The following is a 21,290-nucleotide window of genomic DNA, read 5'->3' on the forward strand; positions in this document are numbered from 1 at the left end:
ATGACTGACAGCGCCAAGCCGGAGGTTTCCGGTCTTTCCTTCGAGAAGGCTGTTGCCGAACTCGAAAGCATCGTGGCCCGGCTGGAACGCGGCGACGTGGCGCTGGACGAATCCATCGAGATCTATGAGCGCGGCGAGGCGCTGAAGAAGCATTGCGAAACGCTGCTGTCGGCTGCCGAAAACCGCATCGAAAAGATCCGCCTCGACCGCGCCGGCAAGCCGCAGGGCGTCGAGTCGCTTGACGGGCAGTGATCGTTCGACCACCGCCATTGCGCGCGGACTATTTCTCCAGACTGATCATCACGTAGGCTTCGCCGCCTTTCCTGTCATGCATGAAGACGAAGCAATGGCCCTGAATGGTGCCGGTAAATGGCACTCCCGCCTTGTTTCCCTGCGGCGGCGCATCTGCGACCTCGGCGATGGTGCGCAGAAACTGCGCATGAAGGGTGGGATTCGAGCGGTTGGGGCTCGTGACGGCGCATTCCCGCTTCAGCTTGACCTGAACGGATATAGAATCGTCGCTGGTCATGCCGATGTTCGAATCGCCAAGCTTGGTGGTTTCCTTCACGCCGTAGCGCTTTGCCTTGGTAAGGGCCGAGGCGAAGGATGGCGCGGAGCGCAAGTAAACATCCTTGAATGCGGCAATGGCGATATCCGTTCCCCTGATTCCGGCGGCGGGTGCAGCCATGCCCACCTGCGGGAGCGCAATGCCTGCAACAAGCGTCATTGCAAGAAGGGCAGATGCCGTTTTGGGCGTTGCCGTTATGAACATAATCGTCATACTATTGTTTCTCCGTTGTTTTTTTATTTTCTGGAAGCAGGAGGCCGTCATCGGCTGAAAATTTCCTGTAGGTAATGCGGGCATAGTTTTCCGGCAGGTTCCGCTTGATGCTCCCTGAACGGTTGGGGCGCCTCCGATCCCACAAGACGGGCCGTCTCGTTCTTGAAGAAGACGCCGCTCGAACCCGTCGAGACGATATCGACGATGCCGGCGTCGACGATTTCGCCCTTTCCGATCACGATAGAATTATCGCCTAGAATTGGAATTTGCGGATTCGAGCCCTTTACACCGGGCAAGCCGACATTTCCAAAGCCCATTGCCGCGCCGCTGTTGCCGTTGCTGCAATTGACCAAGGTGACGATGTAGCGCCCGGGCTCAATTGGCCGGAAAGACGTGCGGATGTCTTCGACGGCCGTTGCCTTGGCGATCGCTGGCAGGTTCAGCGTAAGCATCTGCATCGAAAAGCTTGGCAAACTCCTTCAGGGCCTTGTCGCCATAGAAACCGGTGGGCTGTCCCAACTCGACAAAAGGACCCGGATCGATCCTGCCATCGACGATCTTCTGGAGGCGGACCTGACCTCTCTGGCAATAAGTCTCGTTCAATGAGACACGACCGCTGCGGCACCTTTCTCCTGAACCATGGGTTCGCGCGCTTGCCGGCCTCCTTTGCGCTCTCGTTCATTTCCAGCGAATTCGGATTTGTCCCGCAGGAGGAGAGAGCTACTCCCACTGCCAAGAGACCGGCTGTTGCGCTCGTCTTTCTAACCTTACGCCTTTGATTATATTGCATATACGACAATATTCCCGCTGTTCAAAACACCTCTTTTGCTGGCAGGTATTTCAAAATGAAACAAGGCATCCCGGCCGTTCCGGCAGCAAAGTCTGCTGGTCGGTGAAGAAACGCTTTATACTATCGAACGGATTATATCGGCTGTGCCGCAGTGCCGGCCGCCGCTTGCCTCTGCGCCGCTTGCGGTTAAGGTGTTGCTACTCTGATCGGAGACCCGCTCATGTCCTTCTTCCCCGGTAAAGACCCCCTGCCCGGCGACGCCTTCAGTTGCGACGCGATCGAGAACCTCATCATCCCGCGCACCAGCGATATCGGCGGTTTCGAGGTGCGGCGAGCGCTGCCGACGCGGCAGCGGCGGCTCGTCGGGCCGTTCATCTTCTTCGACCGCATGGGGCCGGCGATCCTGAAGCCGAACGAGGCCCTGGACGTACGGCCGCATCCGCATATCGGGCTGTCGACGGTCACCTACCTCTTCGACGGCGAGATCCGGCATCGGGACAGCCTCGGCACCGAGAAGGTCATTCGCCCCGGCGATATCAACCTGATGACGGCAGGACGCGGCATCGTGCATTCCGAGCGCACGCCCGACAACTTGCGCGGCCATCCGCTGTTGATGTCGGGCCTGCAGACATGGCTTGCCCTGCCCGACGACAAAGAGGAGATCGATCCCTCCTTTGCACACACCGAAAAGAGCGACATGCCCGTGATCGACGAACGTGGCGTGCGCGGACGCGTCGTCATCGGATCGTTCGAGGGAATGTCCTCGCCGGTGAAGGTGTTCTCGGACACGCTCTATGCCGATATCAGTCTCGAGGCCGGCGTAAAGTTTCCCTTCGCTGCGGGACACGAGGAGAGGGCGGCCTACGTGCTGTCAGGCGAAGTCGTGATATCGGGCGATAGATTTGCCGCCGATCAGCTCCTCGTCTTCCGCCCCGGCGATGCGATCACGCTCGAAGCAGGCAGAGAGGGCTGCCATCTGATGCTGTTCGGTGGAGCGGCACTGAACTCGAAGCGCTACATCTGGTGGAACTTCGTTTCGTCCTCGAAAGAGCGCATCGAAAAGGCAAAGGAAGAGTGGCGGACCGGCAAGTTCGACATCGTTCCGGGGGACGAAGAAGAATTCATACCTTTGCCGGAAGGATGATCTCCTCTAGAAAGGAGTTTCAGCCGTTCTTGAAATCGACTTTTTTCACCGCAATTTATGGCTTAAAGGCATCCTGCCCAAGAATGACAAGAAAGAGCGCCCACCCGTGACACAACCGCCGAAGACGCCGCTGCTGGACAAGGTTACCTATCCGGCCGACCTCCGACAGCTGGAGGATCGCGACCTGCCGCAGCTTGCGCGCGAGGTGCGGGATGAAATGATCGACGCGGTGTCACGCACCGGCGGCCATCTCGGCGCGGGCCTCGGCGTGGTGGAGCTGACGATTGCGATCCACAGCGTCTTTAATACGCCGGAAGATCGGCTGATCTTCGATGTCGGGCACCAGTGCTATCCGCACAAGATTCTGACCGGACGACGCGACCGCATCCGCACGCTGCGCCAGGAAGACGGACTTTCCGGTTTCACGCGGCGCGCTGAAAGCGAATACGATCCCTTTGGCGCCGCTCATTCTTCGACATCGATTTCCGCCGGCCTCGGCATGGCGGTTGCCTCGGAGCTCGACAAGACCGACCGCCGCGTGATCGCGGTGATCGGCGACGGCGCGATGTCGGCCGGCATGGCCTATGAGGCCTTGAACAACGCTGGCGCACTCGATGCCCGGCTGATCGTCATCCTCAACGACAACGACATGTCGATTGCGCCGCCGACCGGCGCGATGAGCGCCTATCTCGCGCGCCTAGCCTCCGGCCGCACCTACATGGGCTTTCGTGATTTCGGCAAGAAACTGACGGCCTACCTTGGTAAGAACGTCGATCGCGCCATCACCCGCGCGGTCGAGCATGCCCGCGGCTATGTGACTGGCGGGACCATGTTCGAAGAGATGGGCTTCTATCATATCGGTCCGATCGACGGTCATTCCTTCGAGCACCTGCTGCCGGTGCTGCGCAATGTACGAGACAATGCGGAAGGTCCGGTTCTGATCCATGTCGTGACGCAGAAGGGCAAGGGCTATGCGCCGGCGGAGGCGGCAGCCGACAAGTACCACGGCGTCAACAAGTTCGACGTCATCACCGGGGCGCAGGCGAAGGTGAAGCCGAACGCACCGAGCTACACGAGTGTTTTCGCCGAAGCGCTGGTGCACGAAGCGGAGCTCGACGACAAGATCGTCGGCATCACCGCCGCCATGCCCAACGGCACCGGGCTCGACAAGCTCGCAAGCGTCTTCCCGTCGCGGTGCTTCGATGTCGGCATCGCCGAACAGCATGCGGTGACCTTTGCGGCGGGCCTCGCAGCCGAGGGCTTCAAGCCGTTCGCCGCCCTCTACTCGACCTTCCTGCAGCGTGCATACGACCAGGTCGTCCACGACGTTGCGATCCAGGGGCTGCCGGTTCGCTTCCCCATCGATCGCGCCGGCTTTGTCGGCGCCGATGGCCCGACCCATGCAGGTTCGTTCGATACGACCTTCCTCGCCACCCTGCCCGGCTTCGTGGTCATGGCGGCGGCGGATGAGGCCGAACTGAAACACATGGTGCGAACCGCAGCGGCCTATGATGCCGGTCCGATCTCGTTCCGATATCCGCGCGGCGAAGGCGTCGGCATCGAAATGCCTGCCCGCGGCGAGATCCTGCAGATCGGCAAGGGCCGCGTCGTCAAGGAAGGCTCTAAGGTGGCGCTGCTTTCCTTCGGCACCCGCCTCGCCGACTGTCTACTTGCGGCAGAGGATCTGGATGCAGCCGGCCTTTCGACGACGGTTGCCGATGCGCGCTTTGCCAAGCCGCTGGATCACGAACTGATCCGCCAGCTTGCCCGCCACCACGAAATCCTGATCACCGTCGAGGAAGGTGCAATCGGTGGCTTCGGCAGCCAGGTCATCCAGTTCCTGGCGATGGACGGTCTCCTCGACAACGGCCTGAAGATCCGCTCGCTTGTCATGCCCGACGTGTGGATGGAACAGGCAAAGCCGGAAGTAATGAATGCCCACGCAGGCCTCGACCGTGCGGGGATCGTCTCGACGGTGTTCAAGGCGCTTGGCCGTGGCCTGGCTGTCGGCGTCGCAGGCTAGACTCCTGCATCCTTGCCGGCGCGACATGGCGGCCTGACGCACAGGCCGTCTCTGCCTGCCTGCATTGACGACAGGCAAATTTCTCTCTAGCCGTAACGATCATGAAAATCGCAATGGCTCTCATCGTGGTGATGGAGCGCATGGGCGGGATGGCATAGCCATCCGGCGAAAGCACCCATGCGCGGTAAGCAGGCTCCTGACGGGGCCTTTTTTATGGCTGGAGTTCAGCGCGCCTCGTCAGGCTTTCGCCATCTCCCACGGAAAAGAGACCAACGCCATGACGGGCCACAATCCCATTGACACTTCGAGCACACCAAGGACCCGGACAACCGTAGTCCCTTCCACTGCTAGCCCGCCGCGGCTGACGACCCTCATCCTGCTCTCGGCGATCGCCGTGCTGCCGGTGAACGCGATCCTGCCGTCGCTACCGCATATTGCCGCGACGTTCCGAGCTGATTTCGCACTCGTCAACCTCGCGGTTGCCGGCTACGCGATCGCCACCGCCTTGACGAACCTCGTCGCGGGTGCAATCTCGGATCGATACGGACGCAGGCCGGTAGCATTAATTGCGATTTCGATATTCATCGCCGCGTCTGTTGGCTGCGCGCTCGCGACCAATATTGGCGTCTTCCTTCTGTTTCGGGCGATGCAAGCGTCCATAGCGACCTGCTTTTCCATCGCGCTCGTCGTCATCAAGGAAACGTCGGCCGAACGCAAAGCCGCGAGCAAGTTGGGTTATCTGGCCATGTGATGGGCGATCGCACCGATGCTCGGTCCGCTGCTTGGCGGGTTTCTGGACGAGTTGTTCGGATCGTCGTCTTCGCGATCCTTGGTGCCGCAGCACTCGCCTCGTCTATAGCGAGCTGAAAGAGACTGCTGCGATCTCTTCCGGCGCAAGGGCCAACTACCTCGCCTCCTATGGCCAGCTACTGTATTCGGCACGGTTCTGGACGTACACCCTGTGCATGACCTTCTCCATGGGCACACTTTACATCTTCCTTGGAGGCGCACCGTTGGCGATCGGTAAATCGCTTGACGGGTCAACCGCGGCACTGGGCCTCTACATGGGAATGATCCCCGCAGGCTTTATCCTGGGCAGCTATTTGGCTGGCCGCTACGCCTCCAGACTTCCGCTCGGCACCATGCTGGTTCTCGCGCGTCTGCTGACGTGCAAGGGGCTGTTGGTCGGTTTGAGCCTGTCGATGTCGGGAAATACCCACATCCTGGCATTCTTTGGGCCTTGCGTGTTCATCGGCATCGGCAACGGGCTGACCATGCCTGCCGCCAACACCGGCGGGCTTTCGGTGCATGTGGAACTCGCCGGAACTGCCGCAGGGCTGGCCGCTGCGATGTCGATCGCCGGTGGAGCGCTTGTCGTCGCGATTGCCGGTGTGTTTGTCGCGCAGTTAGCAACAGTCTATGCGCTCTTCGGGGCGATGCTGATATCGGCATCGCTCGCAATGTTGGCAGCTTTTCTGGATCGACCTATTGCCGAGCCAAATTCCTAGCGGGAGCGGTCTCCAAGCGGTCCGATAGCGGGAGTGTCCCCACCCCTTTGAAAGGGCGACCCGATCGGGCCGCCCTTCTTTTTCGTTCGAATGAGCCTGCGTCTCAGAACTCGGTCCAGTCTTCCTTGACGGCTGCGGCGGTTGCCGCCTTGCCGCCGAAGGCGCTGGCGACACGGCTGGTCAGGACACGAGCCGGAGAGGCGACCGGACGCGATGCGGCGTGGGCGGGAGCGGCGCGAGAGGCTGCCGCGACGACATTGTTGCCGAGATTGAACTGCTGCAGCAGATCGTCGAGGGCGCCGGCCTCCTGCGCGAGCGAATGGCTGGCCGCCGTCTGCTCTTCGACCATGGCCGCATTCTGCTGCGTACCCTGATCCATGTTGTTGACGGCCGTGTTGATCTCCTGCAGGCCGATCGACTGTTCGCGCGTTGCGGTGACGATGGCGCCGACATGCTTGTTGATCTCCTGGACGGCGCCGACGATCTCGGCCAGCGCCTTGCCGGTTTCGTCGACGAGCGAGACGCCGACATTGACCTGCGTGCCCGACGTGTTGATCAGCGCCTTGATCTCCTTGGCGGCGTTCGCCGAGCGCTGCGCCAGCTCACGCACTTCCTGCGCGACGACGGCAAAGCCCTTGCCCGCCTCACCGGCACGTGCCGCTTCGACGCCGGCATTCAGCGCCAAAAGGTTGGTTTGGAAGGCGATGTCGTCGATCACGCCGATGATATTGCTGATCGCACCGGAGGACTTTTCGATCTCCTGCATCGCAGAGACGGCCTTGCGGACGACATCGCCGGACTTCTCGGCGCCGAGGCGCGTGCGCTCGACCAGCTGGCCGACATCCTCGGCCCGCTTGGCGGAGTCGCGAACGGTGGTTGTGACCTCTTCGAGCGCTGCTGCGGTTTCCTCGACGGCAGCCGCCTGCTGCTCGGTCCGACGTGCGAGATCGTCGGCAGCCGAGCGGATCTCGCCGGCGCCGGCATTGATCGCGGAAGCATTGCGGCCGACGGACTGGAGGGCGCCCTGCAGCTTCTCGACGGCGTTGTTGAAGTCGCTGCGCAGGCGATCGAATTGCGATGCGAACGGCGTCGTGATGCGAACGGCGACGTTGCCGTTGGCGAGATCGGAAAGACCGCCGGCAAGGCCTTCGATGGCAAAGCGAAGTTCGGTTTCCTCGCGGGCCTTCTGTTCGTCGCTCGCCTGACGCTGACGCTCGGCGTCGCTACGCATGCGGTCTGTCTCGCCGGACAGGCGAAGCTTCTCGATCGCCGCATCCTTGAAGACCAGAACCGACTGGGCCATGCGGCCGACTTCGTCCTGGCGGTCCAGGGCCGGAACGTCGATGTTGTTCTGACCGCCGGCAAGGCGTCCCATCGCCGAGGTCATGCCGACGATCGGGCGAACGATGCTGCGCGACAGCATCCAGGCAAGAAGGACGGCGGCAAAAGCGGCAGCGATGCCGCCGGTCAGCAGCGTGGCACGGAGATCACTGCCGGCATCTGCCTGCAGAGCCGCAAGCGCGTTCGACTCATCGCGCGCGGCAGCCTTGATCTTGGCGGACGCCTGACGGAACCCGTCGAGCTGGCCCTTTGTTTCGTTGACGCCGATCTTGACGATCTGGTCGATCGGCATGTCGGTTTCCTTGCGAGCCTTGGACTGCGGTTCGGCAAGCTCGTGGAAATAGAGATCGGCGGCCTTCTGCATACCGTCGATCTGCTGGATGAAATCTCTGTTGCCGGCTGCGGTTTCGCGTGCAGCGGCGATCGCCTTCAGCATGCGCTCGCGGTTCGCAAAGATGTCACCATAGGTGCTGTCGCTGCGGAACAGCAGGAAGCCGCGCAGGTTCACCGCCTGTTCGAGCATGGCCTGCAGCGCGTCATCGATCTGGTTGACCAGACGCTCGGACTTCTTCTGCTGCTCTGAAGCGGCGGAAACGGCGCCTGCTTTCGAGTATACAAAGGCGGAAACGGACAGAAAGATAAGGATCAGCACTGCGAATGTCGCAGCGAGCTTACCATTCAAGGACATGTTTCTAGCAAACATCAGTCAATCTCTCCTGACGGCCTGCGGCCATGGGGAAACGGCACGCCAAGGCATGCCCGGAAAATTCGGAGGATGGGAACATGATCGGCAAATTGGGAGGTGGGCCATCATGGCGGGAAGCAGCTTCACAAGCCGCTGCAATCCGCCCGACCCTATGACGGCAGACTTTAAATTTGCTTAAGTTTGTGCGACGCGGCGAACGTCGCGAGCGAGACACCGAAGCGTTTCTGGAACAAAAGGCTTGCAAGGCTTGGCTTTGCCCTGCAAGGACAGCGCATGTCAGATCAGAACACACAACGCCTCGACCAGCTTCTTGTCAGCCTTGGTCTCTTCGCCAGCCGGTCCCGCGCGCGAGATGCCGTGCAGCGCGGCACCGTGAAGGTCGGCGGCAAGGTGGTGACGAAGGCCGGCGCACTATTTGGCAAGGATGCCGCCATCGAGATCGACGATCCGGCGCAGGACTATGTCTCGCGCGCTGCATTGAAGCTGGCAGCTGCGCTGGATCACTTCAAGCTCGATCCGTGGGGGCATCGCTGTCTCGATGTCGGTGCTTCGACCGGCGGCTTCACGGAAGTCCTGCTGGCGCGCGGTGCGGCACACGTCACCGCGATCGATGTCGGGCATGGCCAGATGCATCCGCGCATATCGAACGATCCTCGCGTGACCAACATCGAAGGCCTGAACGCCCGCAACCTGACGGCCGAGGATATCGGGCACCCGATCACCTTCATTGTGTCGGACGTTTCCTTCATCTCGCTGAAGCTAGCGCTGGCCCCTGCCCTCGACCTTGCGGAAAAGGGAGCCATCGCTGCTCTCCTCGTCAAGCCGCAATTCGAAGCCGGGCGCGATGCGATCGGCAAAGGCGGGCTTCTCAAGGACCCGTCTTCGGCGCCTGATGTCGCAGCCGAACTCGAGCGTTGGTTCGTCGACGATATGGACTGGAACAGCCTTGGCCTCATCCCCTCCCCGATCGCCGGCGGCGACGGGAACCAGGAATTTCTACTCGCAGGAACGAAACCTTGAGCACGCAAACAGTTACGATCGAAAAGCTCGGCGCCCAAGGCGACGGGATCGTGCATGCAGACGGCGCGCCGATCTACGTGCCCTTCACTCTGCCCGGCGAAACCGTCGCCATAGTGCGCGTTAAAAACCATGGCACGCTGATGTCCATCGCGACCCCATCAGGCGATCGTCAGGACCCGCCCTGCCGCCATTTCGGCCCGGACGGAATGAACGGCACCTGTGGCGGCTGCAGCCTGCAGCACATGAACGATGCGGCCTACCGCCGCTTCAAGCGGCAGCTCGTCATCGATGCGCTGAAATCGAAGGGGCTAACGTCCGACGTTGCCGACCTCGTCGCCGCTCATCCCGGCGAGCGCCGACGCGTCGTCTTCGCCGCGCGGCGAACCGAGAAGGACATGCTGATCGGCTTCAATCAGGCCGAAAGCCACCACATCGTCGCCATCGAGGAATGTCCCATCTCGTCGGCGGGCATCATGGCCAGGCTGCCGGCGATCAAGGCGATTGGTGCAGCACTTGCCAATAGCGCCGAAGCGTTCCGCATCACCGTATTGGAGACCCTGTCGGGCCTCGATCTTGCGGTCGACGGCATCAAGAAGCTCTCCGACCAGCAGCGTCGCAAGGCGATTGAGACTGTGCTTTCCCTTCGCGGCATCGCCCGCGTCTCGCTCAACGACGAGATCCTCGTCGAACCATCCAAGCCGATCGTCGACTTCGGCGGCGTCAATGTCGTTCCGCCACCCGGTAGTTTCACGCAGGCGACCAAGCCGGCGGAAGATGCGATGGCGGAACTCGTTCTGGCGCATGTCGGCAAGGCGAAACGCATCGCCGATCTCTTTGCCGGTGCCGGCACGTTTTCACTTCGCCTTGCCCGGGTCGGTCGCGTGCATGCGGTCGAGAGCGAGGACAAGCCACTGGCGGCGCTAGATCATGCCGCTCGCAACACGCAGGGCCTCAAGCCAGTCAGCGTCGAGAAACGGGACCTCTTCCGCCGGCCATTGATGACCTCGGAGCTGAAAGTCTACGACGCTGTGGTCTTCGATCCGCCGCGCGCCGGGGCAGAGTTTCAGTGCAAGGAATTGGCGCGCTCGAACGTCAAGAAGATTGTGGCGGTCAGCTGCAATCCCGTGACGCTCGCCCGCGATCTCGCTCTTCTTGTCGAGGGAGGCTATCGCATCACCGGTGTGACGCCGATCGATCAGTTCTTGTGGACGCCGCATGTCGAGGTCGTAGCTGCGCTGGAGAAATAAGAGGTTGCCCTGCGAGCACGGCGAATCTCAACGGTCTTGAGCACCCCGAAAGGAATTCGATGCGTTTTATCAATCCCATCCCTTTCGTCCGCGACATAAATCGCTCCAAGGAATTCTACCGCAAAACACTTGGCCTGCAGATTTTGGAGGACTTCGGAAACTTCGTCCTTTTCGAGACTGGCTTTGCGATCCATGACGGAAGGTCGCTTGAACAAACGATCTGGCGGCAATCGCCTGTTACTGAAGAATCCTATGGGCGAAGAAACTTGCTTTTGTATTTTGAACATGAGGATGTCGATGCGGCCTTCGAAAGCATCGCACCACATGTCGAGCTGATCCATCCTGTCGAACGGCAAACATGGGGGCAAAGGGTCTTCCGTTTTTATGACCCTGACAGGCATGCGATCGAAATCGGGGAGCCTCAAAATCTTGGGCCTCACAGCCATTCGTAGAGGTCCTGATCCTCGCAATAAGATCGCCGGTTCTGGCTCACGACTACTTCCGTCGCAAGTCCCTGACTTGGGTATTCCAGAGTCAGTTAAAGGCCCGCGTTTCTGAACTTACCCCATAAAGTTGGACAACAACCTTCGGGGGTCAGTTCAGATCGTGCGGGCCTTTTCGTTCCGAGCTTTGCTTGCCTCAGGCGGCGCGACGACTGTACGCAGCAGCCTGGGATGCTTGGAGGTTGAACTGGCCAAGCAACTGCATCAGCTTTGCCGCCTCCTGCGCCAGCCCGTGACTTGCCGCCGTTTGCTCCTCGACCATGGCGGCATTCTGCTGCGTGCCCTGGTCCATGGTGTTGACCGCAGTGTTGATCTCGGCCAGTCCGGTCGACTGCTCGCGGGTTGCCGTGACTATCGCATCGACGTGGCGGTTGATTTCCTGGACCTGGCCGACGATCGTCTCCAGCGCCTTGCCGGTATCGCCGACGAGCGTCACGCCGGAGCGAACTTGATCGTTCGAGGCGGTGATCAGGCTTTCGATTTCCTTGGCGGCCTTAGCCGAACGCTGTGCCAGTTCGCGTACTTCCTGAGCCACAACAGCAAATCCCTTGCCGGCTTCACCTGCACGGGCTGCTTCGACGCCGGCGTTCAGCGCCAACAGGTTGGTCTGGAAGGCGATATCATCGATGACACCGATGATGTTGGCGATCTTCTGCGACGACTGTTCGATCTCGGTCATCGCCGAAACAGCCTTGCGAACGATATTGCCGGATTCTTCTGCACCGTTGCGGGTACGGGAGACGAGATTGCCGGCTTCCTCGGCGCGTCGAGCCGTGTCCTTGACCGTCGTCGTAATCTCCTCGAGCGCTGCTGCCGTTTCCTCGACCGAAGCCGCCTGCTGCTCGGTGCGGCGGGCAAGGCCGTCCGCCGCGGTGCGGATTTCGCTGGCGCCGGCATCGATGGCATGAGCGTTGTTGCCGACGGCATGCAGGGCACCGTGGAGCTTGGTGACGGCCGTGTTGAAGTCATTGCGAAGGCGGTCGAGGTGTGGTGCAAATGGCGTCTCGATGCGATGCGCAAGGTTGCCGTCCGACAGCGCATCTAGGGCGCTGGCAAGCGCGTCGACTGCATCGCGGATTTCCGCTGCTTCGCGGTTCTTCTGCTGCTCGCGTTCCCGGCCTTCGCGCTCGGTGAGTGTGCGGCCGGTTTCAGCTTCGCCCTCCAGACGCTGGCGATCGATCGCGTTCTTCTTGAAGACGGCAACGGCCTCGGCCATCGAACCGATCTGGTCACGGCGCTGTTCGCCGGGAATGGCGACCAACAGATCACCCGCCGCGAGTTTCTGCATCGCGGCGGTCATATCCGTCACAGGACGGATCACGAGGCCATGCAGCAGCCACGCCATGGCGGCGATCATCAGGCCGACGGCGAGAACCGTGGCAATCGTTGCGGCAATGCGGAATTCGTTCAATGACGCGAAGGCGGCATCGCTGTCGACGACGAAGCCGAGATACCATTCTACCGAGGGCAGACCTGCGACCGGCATGAAGCTGACAAGGACATCCTTGCCGGCAAACTCAGTCGGGGCCAGCCCCGCTTTAATCGCCGGCGTCTCAGCCGGAAATGCGTCGGCGAGCGTCTTTGTCACCAGCTTCGCGTCCGGATGGATCAGAATCTGTCCGCTCTTGTTGACGAGGAAGGCCGTGCCCTTACCGCCGAGATCGATCTCCTTGATCATGTCCACCATGGTCTTCAGCGAGAAGTCGCTGCCGACGACGCCGGCCAGTTTGCCAATGTGGCTGACAGGAACAGCGGAACTGATGATGAGATCGCCGCTCGACGCATCGACATATGGTTCGGTCATGACGGCCGCGTTGGCCTTGACTGCGTCCTGATACCAAGGGCGCTTGCGCGGATCATAGCCGTCCGGCATCGGCAGCTTCGGCCACATGGTGAAGACGCCCTGCTCGTCGCCGAAATAGGTGCTGACGAACTGGCTCGTCAGAACATCATTCTGGAGCACGGCTTCGACGCCTTTCTGATCCGTGGCGCGGCCGATGGCGTTAGCGACCATCGCGGTCAGCGTCACACGCCCGTTCATCCAGTTGGCCAGGCTGTTGGCTGCCTGCTCACCGGAGGAGCTGATGTTGGCTTCGATCGCGGCGGTCGCGGTGCTCCGCTCGACGGAATTGATGTAATAGGAAAAGGCGGCAAAGGCCGCGAGAACAACGGCAGACGCGGCAACGAGGATGCGCGTCATCAAGTTCGTCTTCTTTTTCAAGGGTTTTCCTTTTGTGAGCGGTCCCGCGCCGTACTTGACGAAACGCGGGCTACTCGATGCGCAGACAATGGGCAAAGCTGAACAAAGCACCTCATGCGCCCGGACAGCTGCGACATCTGCGCGCCGTCACGCCCCTAATATTAGAGGGGTATTTAAAACAGGCTTAAAATCTAACAAAATTCAAATAATTCCGACGTCAGCGCCGCATGAAGGCTTCGAAGGCGGCCCTCGCTTCGGCGCTGTGCAGGCGATCGAAGAAGTGGCGCGCCTCGTCATCGATGCGGGCAATGATCTCATCGCGGTCGCCGCGGATCAGGTTGCGCGCGATCTTCAGCGCTTCCGGCGGTTTGGCCGCGAGTTTGGCGGCGGTGGCCAGTGTCGTGGCTTCGACCTCGTCGGGCGCGCAGACCTTCCAGACAAGTCCTGCCTCCCGTGCTTCCTCGCCGGAGAAGCCCTCGCCCGCTGCCAGCAGCGCGAAGGCGCGCTGGTGTCCCATGATGCGCGGCGCAAGCAGGCTGGATCCCGCCTCCGGAACGAGCGCGAGATCGACGAACGGTGCGCGGAACTGGCTGCGCGCTGAAGCGATGGTCAGGTCGCAATGCATGTGCATTGTGGTTCCGATCCCGATCGCCAAGCCGTCCACGCCGGAGACGATCGGCTTTTCGGACCGGACCATGGCATAGAGGAACTCAACGATCTCCCGCGGCATGGCGCCACCCATGGCGGCGGCCAGGAAATCACCCAGGTCGTTGCCTGCGGAAAAGCAGCCTTCGGTGCCAAGAAAGGCCGTTGCCCGGATCTGCGTGTCGCCGTTGGCGGCGATCAGCGCGTCCGCCATCGTCCGATACATCGCCCGGGTGATGGCATTTTTCTTTTCCGGCCTGTTGATGCGGATGATCTGGATGCCGGGGTGGGCTGTATCCTGCTCGACGATGACCTGGTCTGTCATGATGGCTCCTCAGACAAGAACGATTTTGGCGGCTGCAAGACTTGCGGCACCACTGATGACGCTGTCTTTCAGCGCAGCAATTTCGGACAGAAGATTCTCCGCGGCAAAGCGGCAGAGCGCGATGCGCTTCTCAGCGCCACCATCGGGCGACTGCGCGAGCCCGCCCTTGGCAAGGTAGCAACCGGTCAGGACAAGGCCGAAGAGGCGCTGATAGGGTGTTGCACCGGCCAAAGCCTCGGCCGTCTTGCCATCGCGCAACTGCGCCAACAACCAGTCCGTCGCTTCGCTGAGGTCGGTTGTGGCTGCGTCGAGCCGGTTTGCGGTCGCACCAAAGCCTTCGAGGTTGGAGTGGCGGACCTGGTCGGCAATCTGCTTCAGCTCGGCAATGAGCCCGTGTACCTGCTCGCCGTTGGAAAGCGTCAGCTTGCGGGTGACAAGGTCGATCGCCTGGATGCCGTTGGTGCCTTCGTAGATCGGCGCGATACGTGCATCGCGTAGGTAGCGCGCAGCTCCGGTTTCCTCGATGAAGCCCATGCCGCCGTGCACCTGAATGCCGAGCGAAGCCACGTCGACTCCAACATCGGTGGAAAAGGACTTGGCGATAGGTGTCAGCAGCGCAGCGCGCTCCTGCCAGTGCGGCTTGGCGTCGGTCGCGCGATGCGACATGTCGATGGCGTGCGCGCAGGCGTAGGAAATCGCGCGGGCGCCCTGTGTCAGCGCCTTCATCGTCAGGAGCATACGGGTGACATCCGGGTGCTCGATGATCGGGCTCATACCGCCGCCCGTCCAGCCGGGCGCCTTACCCTGAGTACGCTCCTTCGCATAGGCAATCGCCTTCTGCGTCGCCGCCTCGGCGATTGCCACGCCCTGCATGCCGACGGCAAGCCTGGCGTTGTTCATCATCGTGAACATGCAGGCCAGGCCCTTGTTTTCCTCGCCGACCAGCCAGCCGATCGCACCCTTCCCTTCACCGAACTTGCCATCGCCATAGATCATGGTGCAGGTCGGCGAGCCGTGGATGCCGAGCTTGTGCTCCAGCGAATGGGCAAAGAGATCGTTGCGGGCGCCGAGCGATCCATCCGGATTGACAAGGAACTTCGGCACGAGGAACAGCGAGATGCCCCGCGTTCCGGTCGGTGCATCCGGCAGGCGGGCGAGCACCAGGTGAACGATGTTGTCGGCGGCGTCGTGTTCGCCCCAAGTGATGAAGATTTTCTGGCCGAAGACGCGGTAGGTGCCATCGTCCCGACGCTCCGCGCGGGTCTTGAGCACACCGAGGTCGGAGCCGGCATGCGGCTCCGTCAGGTTCATCGTGCCGGTCCATTCACCGGAAACGAGCTTTGCAAGGTATATATTCTTGAGTTCGTCCGAGGCATGGCTGCTGATGGCCTCGATCGCGCCCATGGTGAGTGTCGGGCAGAGCGCGAATGCCATCGATCCGGAATTCCACATCTCGAGCGCCGCGACGTTCAGCATGTGGGGCAGCCCCTGCCCGCCGAACTCCTCAGGTGCGGTCAGGCCGTTCCAGCCGCCGGCAATCCAGTTCTGATAGAGGTCGCGCCAACCATCCGGCGTCACCACCCTGCCATCGACGAGGCGCGAGCCCTGGCGGTCGCCGATTTCGGCGAGCGGTGCCACTTCATCCGTGGCGAACCGCCCTGCTTCGTGAAGGATGGCGTCAACGAGATCTTCGCCGAGATCGCCAAGCAAACCGGCCTCGATTGCACTGCCCAAGCCGGCCACATGCTTCAGTGTAAACGAAATCTGTTCGACGGGCGCCTTGTACATCGGTGATCTCCTCGCATCCATGGCCGCCAAGCGAAACGCCCTTCGACCTCTCCGTGGGCAGAGCTAATTGATTTTTACGTAAACGTCAATTTCAAACTTTCCGGTGGCTATGCGCAGGGAGTAAGGGCTGTCTGCACTATTGTGCACTTGCACAAACAACCGTCATAGAGAATCTCTAAGGACACAGACCGCCATCGCAAGAGGACCGGCGCACCATGGATACCTTGCCTGCCAACATACCGGGACTCGTGTGGGCCTACCGCTTTCCGCCGGATGGCGGCAGGGCGACACGCCTTGCAAACAGCGCGCCGCAGGCGGAACTCACGAACGGCGGCGGCTTCTACTGGCTGCACCTCAATCTCGCCGATGCCCGCGTTCCCGGCCTGCTCGATACGATCGAGGGCCTGAACGACGATGCCAAGGCGGCGTTGATTACGCGCGACACGCATGCCGCGATCACCGTCGACGAACAGATGCTCTACGGCACGCTCGTGGATTGTCAGCGCGAGTTCGATCACGAGACGGCTGACCTCGGCTGGCTGCATTTTGCGATATCCGATCGCTTCATCATCACCACGCGTCTGCAGCCGCTGCGCAGCATCGAGCGCGCTCGGGCGCTGGTCGAGAAGAACCCGACAAAGTTCGAACGTCCCGTCGACCTGTTCGAGACCCTGGTGATCGAATTCCAGCGCACGCTGCTCTCGATCGTCATGGAGATGACGGATGAACTCAACGTTATCGAGGATTTCGTCTACGACAACACGCCGCGTGACGAACGCCGGCGGCTGGCGCCGGTTAGGCGCACAGTCGTCAGACTGCACAGGCACCTGAGAACGGTTCTCGCCCTGATGCGCCGGGCCGCGGCCTCGCACGACGACGAAATGCCGTTCGGCTTCGAAGACGTCGCGGGACGACTCACAAGCCGTCTCGAAACGGTCGATCACGATATTTATGCCCTGCAGGACCGCGCGCGTCTGCTGCATGAAGAAATCGATTCGAAGCTATCCTCCGAGACCAACCGGCACCTCTACATTCTGTCGATCATGACGGCCTTCCTGCTGCCGCCGACGCTGGTGACGGGTTTCTTCGGCATGAACACGACGAACCTGCCCTTTGCCGAAGGCAGCGGAGGGACGGAATACGCGTTCGCCCTCATCATCGCTTCGATCCTGTTGGCCTGGTGGCTGCTGAAGCGCGTTCGCATTCTTTGAATGAAGAAAGCCCGGCATCGATGCCGGGCCTTGAGACGCAAGCCTGTTTCATTCAGTGGTACGGTGAAATGCACTGCTGGCGCGGGCCGTTGTACGGCTGGAAGGTGTTGTCGTAGACGCGATAGGAGCGGTAGCGCGCTTCGCACCAGGCCACGTGGCTCGACGCAAGCGGAGCCGCGGGAGGAGCGACATAGGTCGGCTGCGAGGCGATCGCGCCGCCGATCACTGCGCCGGCACCGAAGGCAGCCAGCGGGAACCAGTATCCATTGTAGTAGCGGTAGCCGTTTCGGTAATAGGGATAGCCGCGGTAGTCGCCATACCAGCCGGGCCGGTAGGCTGGGCGATACATTGGGTAATAACCTAGGCGAGAACCGGGATAGTAGCCCGGCCGGTATCCGGGGCGAAAACCGGGGCGGCAATAGGGGCCGCGGCAATACTGCACATTCTGGACGTCACCAGACTTTTCGACCTCCGGCAAAGCCGGCATCTGCATTGCCTGCGAAGGCACAAGGCCACTGGCGAGCGTCACGAACGATATGGCGGCAATCGCTATCTTCTTAAAAAATCCACTCTTGGAATCTCCGTTCCCAGTTGGAATACGCGCGCATGATAACGCGAAGGCTATGAAACCGTTCCAATGATCCGTTTTCATGCCGTTGATGCGACTTTCCGTTTTTAAGCGATCGCGGATTAACTGGACATTAACCGCCTTTCACCAGGCTCATTCCATGAAGCGATCCTGGAGAAATCTTCTGCTTCGCCTGGTGGTTCCGGCGCTTGTCGTGGGGGCTCCGTCTCAGGCTGCGGCCACGAACATCCCTCCCTGGAAGAACCCCAACAACGCGCTCGTCATCGATGCCTACGAGCTGAACACGATCGATTGGGATTCGCTGCTTTCCGACAAGCGTATCGCCGCCTTTATCTCGAAGGCCTCCGACGGACTTCCGGAAAGCTTCTCCTGCACCGGCGATCATGCCGGGGACACGGTTGCGCATTGCAAGACCATGTGGCGCAAGTATGCGGTGAGCCGCGAGCTCTTTCAGACGCGACGGCTCGTTGCCCGGGCGGCCGGCCTGCTGTGGGGCTCCTATCACCTTGCACGGCCGGGTAATCCGGTCGACCAAGCCAACCATTTCCTCGATTATGCCGACCCCAAGGACGACGAGATGATGGTCCTCGATCTGGAAGGCATCGATCCGCAGCAGTTCATGTCGCTGGAGGACGCGCAGATTTTCGCAGGCCATATCAGGGCGCGAACCGGACGCTATCCGGTTCTTTACACCAATCACAACACTGCCCGTTACATCGCCGCCTACCGCAACGACTATCCGGTGCTGGCACGCCTGCCGATCTGGTATGCGCGATACAAGCCCGACGTGAAGGGCGTGTTCCCGATGGGAAACTGGGACAACTACCTGATGTGGCAGTTCTCGTCCGGAACGAACTGCAGCAAGCGCCGCTGCCCCTACCGCGTGCCGGGCACCCTAACCGATATCGATGTCAACGTCGCGCCGATGAGCCGGGCGGAGCTCGCAAAGATGTGGGCGCGCGGCAACCTCCTGCCTGCGCGCGAGCCCGACCCGCCGCTCATCCTTGCCAAGATCGAGATGGAGCCGCGCGGAAAGCCTGCCATGGACACCGCCGCCATTGCACCGGACCCTATCGTCACCTCCTCGATACCGCAGAGCGAAGTGGCCCGTACCCGTCGCGACTTCTGAGGAGCCCTCCTCAAAAAAGACCCCGCCTCTAGAAAGCGGGGCCACTTGGGAGGGAGTCCTTTGGATCAGGCGACGACTGAGAGCTTCGCCTGATCGCCCTGCAGGCGATTGACCATGAAGTGTGAATACCATTCGAGGAACTGCATGACGCCGCCCTCGTGCAGCATCGAATAAGGGCCAGGCTCGTAGGCCGGCGAATGGATGCCGAAAGCGTTCTCTTCGACGATACGGCGATCCTGATCGTTGGTTTCGGTCCAGACGTGGGTGAGCTCGGCCAGATCGTAGTCGACGCCCTCGACGGCATCCTTGTGCACAAGCCACTTGGTCGTAACGGCCGTTTCGTTAGCGCTGAGCGGCAGCACGCGGAAGGAGATCGCGTGGTCGCCGAGAATGTGGTTCCAGGTCGTCGGGTAGTGGAACAGCAGCATCGTACCGATGCGATCGATCGTCACGTCCTCCGAAAGAGGCCGCTTGACGGCGCGCTTGCCGGACATGGTGTAGCTCTCGGCATCCTCGATCAAAGGCATGCGGGCCGTGCGGAACTGGCCATCCGGAGAAATCTGGAACTTGCTCGGCAGTCCGGCCGCCTCGCAGCGCGACCAGTGACCGGCGATCTCGGGATCGTCGGCACCACCGTCCGTGCCCGTGACACTCGGCGCTTCAGGGTAAGTACGGCAAAGCTCGGGATGATTGGCCGCGCAGTGATAGCATTCGCGGTTGTTTTCCCAGACGAGCTTCCAGTTGCCCTTTTCGATGATCGTGCTCTGGAAGGCGACCTTTGCCTCGCTCAAATGATGTGGCAGCATGTAAGGAGCCACCATGTCGCGCACCGGCTGGAAATCCGGCGCGTTCTGGGCGAGACAGATGAAGATGTAGCCACCGAAGCTCTCGCAATGAACCGGCTTCAGGCCGTAGCCGCTCTTGTCGAAATCATCGCCCATGTGGCGAGCGAAGGCGAGCTTGCCATCGAGATCGTAGGCCCACTGGTGATAGGGGCAGACGAGGCGAACCGAGGAACCGTGCTCCTTGGTGCAGACGCGCGAACCGCGATGGCGACAGCTGTTGTGGAAGGCGCGGATGACGTTGTCGCGGCCGCGAACGATGACGACAGGATAGTCGCCGATCTGAACGGTGAAATAGGCTCCTGGCTTCGGCAACTCGCAGTCATGGCCCATGAACAGCCAATCGCGGTAGTAGATCATTTCCATATCGAGCTTGAAGTAGTCCTCGTCGATATAGAAGGGCTGCTCGAGACTGAAGCCTTCCCGTCGGGTCTTGAGTTGCCGCAATACGTTGCTGCGAATATCCATCTGCATATCCTCGTATGGTGGGGCCGCCGCTTGATCGAAGGCGAAAGCCGCCGGAAGCTTCGCTCCCTCTCCGTCAGGAGACTTTCTTGAAAGACATTTAAACACCGCTGGCGCGCGGCGTTTGGTTGTAAAGCGACATTGGCTTCGAAAATGACGACAGGCGACCAAGGAGTGCGGAATCGAACACGGCTCCAACCTACAAATGCTTCATTCTCGGCAAGTAAGGCCAATTACGACATCGACGCAACCCAATTCATGCTTGGGCTCTCAGCCCGGCATCGCCACGGTTATCGCATTTGCGACATGACGGCCAATGAACTAGGTCCTCCAATCTGCGGACGGCAATCATGCTTAATCTACCATTAAGCATGATTGCCTATCCTTGCCGCATCAGACATGCATGCGGATATCCACCATGGCGAAGCTTCGCTATTTCGACGCCAGCAACAGCAATGCACGCAGCGCGGCACCGGTCGCCTCGCATTCCGAATTTCTGCGCACGGGAAAGATCACGCGCACCCGGGCGCACTGGCTCGCCGAGGAACGGCGCTACCTCACGCATGACGAAGTCGCGGAGAGGACGGGCCGCAAGCTGGAGACCGCCGGCGCCAGAACGCATCAACATATCAATGGCTTTCACCACTCGATCCAGTTTCCAAAGATGCTGTTTCATCGGACGCTGGAGGACAGCCCGCATCTCGGCTACTGCCATGTGACGGCGGCGCGGACGAAATTCGCCCGCTACGAGGAAGTCAGCTGGGCGTTCTACATCGCGAATTTCTACGCCGACATCGGCGACAACGACAATTTCTTCCAGAAGATCGATGTCAAGTATTCGCGCATGTACTTCGCCGTCGCCATTAAGCCGGGCGAACATACACCCGAAAAGATGACGATCGACCGCTCGGTGCGGGGCAACGGCCTGCTCTTCCGGACCGACGATCCGCAAATCGCCATCAAGAATGTGCTGCTGCTTGGCGCACGCAACGAGCAGCTGCGCGAGATCATTCGCCAGCTCTGATCGGCATCA

17 protein-coding genes and 1 pseudogene are annotated in these 21,290 nt (G+C 61.0%); 10 read left to right on the forward strand and 8 right to left on the reverse strand.

Going from position 1 to position 21,290, the window contains the following annotated elements:
- Nucleotides 1–252 (forward strand): exodeoxyribonuclease VII small subunit, encoded by a 252-nt coding sequence (locus FHX09_RS09215; protein WP_132588460.1) that lies wholly within the window; start codon nucleotides 1–3, stop codon nucleotides 250–252.
- Between the two features lie 28 nt (nucleotides 253–280).
- Here FHX09_RS09215 and FHX09_RS09220 read toward each other — a convergent pair whose 3' ends face one another.
- Together FHX09_RS09220 and FHX09_RS09225 are read right to left on the reverse strand one after the other, a co-directional pair.
- Nucleotides 281–781, reverse strand: a complete 501-nt coding sequence (locus tag FHX09_RS09220; RefSeq protein WP_132588459.1) for a hypothetical protein — start codon at nucleotides 779–781, stop codon at nucleotides 281–283.
- Nucleotides 782–828: 47 nt separating this feature from the next.
- Entirely contained in the window at nucleotides 829–1,239 is a 411-nt protein-coding gene (locus FHX09_RS09225) for a hypothetical protein (RefSeq protein ID WP_183720948.1), read from the reverse strand.
- A 552-nt stretch (nucleotides 1,240–1,791) separates the two neighbouring features.
- Here FHX09_RS09225 and FHX09_RS09230 point away from each other — a divergent pair.
- The 3 genes and pseudogenes from FHX09_RS09230 (at nucleotide 1,792) to FHX09_RS09240 (ending at nucleotide 6,246) form a co-directional block, all read left to right on the forward strand.
- Nucleotides 1,792–2,715, forward strand: a complete 924-nt coding sequence (locus FHX09_RS09230) for a pirin family protein (protein WP_183720945.1) — start codon at nucleotides 1,792–1,794, stop codon at nucleotides 2,713–2,715.
- A 106-nt stretch (nucleotides 2,716–2,821) separates the two neighbouring features.
- Complete coding sequence (dxs, locus tag FHX09_RS09235; protein WP_132588455.1) at nucleotides 2,822–4,738, forward strand: 1-deoxy-D-xylulose-5-phosphate synthase; 1,917 nt, start codon at nucleotides 2,822–2,824, stop codon at nucleotides 4,736–4,738.
- A 277-nt stretch (nucleotides 4,739–5,015) separates the two neighbouring features.
- A pseudogene (locus FHX09_RS09240) lies at nucleotides 5,016–6,246 on the forward strand (MFS transporter).
- Between the two features lie 103 nt (nucleotides 6,247–6,349).
- On the opposite strand, the gene FHX09_RS09245 reads toward FHX09_RS09240, so the two are convergent.
- Entirely contained in the window at nucleotides 6,350–8,290 is a 1,941-nt protein-coding gene (locus FHX09_RS09245) for a methyl-accepting chemotaxis protein (RefSeq protein ID WP_132588454.1), read from the reverse strand.
- Between the two features lie 276 nt (nucleotides 8,291–8,566).
- Here FHX09_RS09245 and FHX09_RS09250 point away from each other — a divergent pair, with 276 nt between their 5' ends.
- From FHX09_RS09250 to FHX09_RS09260, 3 genes are read left to right on the forward strand one after another with little or no spacing between them, the layout of a single operon-like run.
- The gene (locus tag FHX09_RS09250; protein ID WP_183720940.1) at nucleotides 8,567–9,313 is read left to right on the forward strand and encodes a TlyA family RNA methyltransferase; all 747 of its coding nucleotides are present in this window, start codon (nucleotides 8,567–8,569) and stop codon (nucleotides 9,311–9,313) included.
- Nucleotides 9,310–10,560: a class I SAM-dependent RNA methyltransferase gene (locus tag FHX09_RS09255; RefSeq protein ID WP_184449811.1), complete on the forward strand. Its 1,251-nt coding sequence runs from the start codon at nucleotides 9,310–9,312 to the stop codon at nucleotides 10,558–10,560. Before FHX09_RS09250 ends, FHX09_RS09255 begins: the two co-directional genes overlap by 4 nt.
- Nucleotides 10,561–10,619: 59 nt before the next feature.
- A complete protein-coding gene (locus FHX09_RS09260; protein ID WP_183720937.1) occupies nucleotides 10,620–11,012 on the forward strand; it encodes a VOC family protein in 393 nt (130 codons plus the stop codon).
- Nucleotides 11,013–11,199: 187 nt separating this feature from the next.
- Here FHX09_RS09260 and FHX09_RS09265 read toward each other — a convergent pair whose 3' ends face one another.
- The 3 genes from FHX09_RS09265 to FHX09_RS09275 all read right to left on the reverse strand — a co-directional run bounded on the left by FHX09_RS09265 (nucleotide 11,200) and on the right by FHX09_RS09275 (nucleotide 16,021).
- Nucleotides 11,200–13,284, reverse strand: coding sequence for a methyl-accepting chemotaxis protein (locus tag FHX09_RS09265; protein WP_183720934.1), 2,085 nt, complete (start codon nucleotides 13,282–13,284; stop codon nucleotides 11,200–11,202).
- 196 nt (nucleotides 13,285–13,480) lie between these two features.
- Nucleotides 13,481–14,233, reverse strand: a complete 753-nt coding sequence (locus FHX09_RS09270) for a crotonase/enoyl-CoA hydratase family protein (RefSeq protein ID WP_132588450.1) — start codon at nucleotides 14,231–14,233, stop codon at nucleotides 13,481–13,483.
- A 9-nt stretch (nucleotides 14,234–14,242) separates the two neighbouring features.
- Complete coding sequence (locus tag FHX09_RS09275; protein WP_132588449.1) at nucleotides 14,243–16,021, reverse strand: acyl-CoA dehydrogenase; 1,779 nt, start codon at nucleotides 16,019–16,021, stop codon at nucleotides 14,243–14,245.
- 215 nt (nucleotides 16,022–16,236) lie between these two features.
- On the opposite strand from FHX09_RS09275, the gene FHX09_RS09280 reads away from it, so the two are divergent.
- Entirely contained in the window at nucleotides 16,237–17,232 is a 996-nt protein-coding gene (locus FHX09_RS09280; protein ID WP_007793241.1) for a transporter, read from the forward strand.
- Between the two features lie 52 nt (nucleotides 17,233–17,284).
- Here the strand turns inward: FHX09_RS09280 and FHX09_RS09285 are convergent, their stop codons facing one another.
- Nucleotides 17,285–17,719 (reverse strand): BA14K family protein, encoded by a 435-nt coding sequence (locus FHX09_RS09285; protein WP_246699414.1) that lies wholly within the window; start codon nucleotides 17,717–17,719, stop codon nucleotides 17,285–17,287.
- A 241-nt stretch (nucleotides 17,720–17,960) separates the two neighbouring features.
- Between FHX09_RS09285 and FHX09_RS09290 the strand changes: the two genes are divergently transcribed.
- Entirely contained in the window at nucleotides 17,961–18,950 is a 990-nt protein-coding gene (locus FHX09_RS09290; RefSeq protein WP_132588448.1) for a GH25 family lysozyme, read from the forward strand.
- A 65-nt stretch (nucleotides 18,951–19,015) separates the two neighbouring features.
- Here the strand turns inward: FHX09_RS09290 and FHX09_RS09295 are convergent, their stop codons facing one another.
- The gene (locus tag FHX09_RS09295) at nucleotides 19,016–20,260 is read right to left on the reverse strand and encodes an aromatic ring-hydroxylating dioxygenase subunit alpha (protein WP_007793249.1); all 1,245 of its coding nucleotides are present in this window, start codon (nucleotides 20,258–20,260) and stop codon (nucleotides 19,016–19,018) included.
- A 415-nt stretch (nucleotides 20,261–20,675) separates the two neighbouring features.
- On the opposite strand from FHX09_RS09295, the gene FHX09_RS09300 reads away from it, so the two are divergent.
- A complete protein-coding gene (locus FHX09_RS09300) occupies nucleotides 20,676–21,281 on the forward strand; it encodes a DUF6656 family protein (protein WP_132588447.1) in 606 nt (201 codons plus the stop codon).
- The last annotated feature ends 9 nt before the right edge of the window (nucleotides 21,282–21,290 follow it).

The sequence above is a fragment of the Rhizobium sp. BK538 genome, assembly GCF_014197575.1.
GTDB lineage: Bacteria > Pseudomonadota > Alphaproteobacteria > Rhizobiales > Rhizobiaceae > Rhizobium.